The organism is Nonlabens ulvanivorans, assembly GCF_000732625.1.
Lineage (GTDB): Bacteria > Bacteroidota > Bacteroidia > Flavobacteriales > Flavobacteriaceae > Nonlabens > Nonlabens ulvanivorans.
Genome location: NZ_JPJI01000012.1, coordinates 57,927 through 59,246 on the forward strand (window position 1 = coordinate 57,927; position 1,320 = coordinate 59,246).

The window sequence follows — 1,320 nt, forward strand, 5'->3', positions numbered from 1 at the left end:
GCCAATTAGTATAAGCACAATTTTATGATAGAGCATGGTCTAAAATTAGTTACAACTGATGATACTGAAAACATCGTTACTCAAGAGAATGATGTGGTTAGTGAAATACGTGCGCTGATTAAAAAACATAATCTAGAAGCTGGAGATAAATTACCATCAGAGAGAAAACTATCAGAAAAACTAGGTGTAAGTCGTAATCAGATCAGAGCTGGGATTCAAAAACTGGAATTTTATGGTATTATCGAGACACTACCGCAAAGTGGTTCTATAATCACAGGGATAGGTGTACCTTCCATGAATACAATGATGAAGGATGTTCTCGATCTCGATACACCAGATTTTAATGCGTTAGTGGAGACTCGTGTACTTATAGAATCACAGGCAGTTCAAATGGCTGCAACTCGATGTACTGAAGAATCATTGAAGCAATTAGAAATGGCACATCAAAACTTTGTAGACTGTATTACTAACGGATTGCCATCGTTAATAGAAGATATGAAATTTCACTTGGCCATTGTAAAGGCCAGTGAGAATTCTGTTTTATATGGTTTAATGAAAATTATTGTTCCAGATATCATTGGACATTTTAATAAAGAAGATATTTGTGACCGTACACAAGCCATTAAATTAGTAAGTGAACATACGGATATCATTGAAGCCATAAAAAATAAAAAAAGTGATGAAGCTCTAGAAGCATTAAATATTCACTTTGCTGCATTGCGCAAATACACTATTAAATAAGGGATACAGCGCTTGTTTTTAATGGTGCTTATTTCCTGAACTTTTAAAGAATACTTACGGACGATTCCAACCTTGAACAGGTTGGAATTGCTGTTTTTAAGGGTCATATTTGTAGAGTAATTAAGAACTATATGAACTCATTTATTACTGAGGATTTTCTACTTCAAACAGATTTTGCAAAACGTCTCTATCACAACTTTGCAAAAGAATTACCTATTATAGATTATCATAATCACCTGTCTCCAGAAGATATTGCCACTAATCGACAATTTGACAATTGTACACAAGTGTGGCTAGCCGGTGATCATTATAAATGGCGTGCGATGCGTGCGCTGGGAATTAATGAAAAGTACATTACTGGAAATGCAACTGACGAAGAGAAATTCCATAAATGGGCAAGTGCAGTTCCTTACACGCTTAGGAATCCACTATATCACTGGACGCATTTAGAATTAAAGCGTTACTTTGGTGTTAAAGAGCTTCTCACAGAAAATAATGCCACAGCGACTTACGAGAAAACAAATGACTTACTCCAGCAATCTTCTCACAGCACGTTAGGTTTGTTACAGCAACAAAACA

At 35.5% G+C, this 1,320-nt stretch carries 2 protein-coding genes; both read left to right on the plus strand.

Translation table 11 applies throughout. The features are described from left to right. The first annotated feature begins 24 nt into the window (after nt 1-24). Entirely contained in the window at nt 25-741 is a 717-nt protein-coding gene (locus IL45_RS01580) for a FadR/GntR family transcriptional regulator (RefSeq protein WP_036579461.1), read from the plus strand. A 131-nt stretch (nt 742-872) separates the two neighbouring features. Then, nucleotides 873-1,320, plus strand: a 448-nt coding sequence (locus IL45_RS15220; RefSeq protein ID WP_200875661.1) for a glucuronate isomerase, incomplete at its 3' end; no start/stop codon positions are given.

What these genes read in the sequence shown, in the direction of transcription:
- IL45_RS01580 (WP_036579461.1), top strand. Translation starts at nt 25, where the DNA reads ATGATAGAGCATGGTCTAAAATTAGTTACAACTGATGATACTGAAAAC.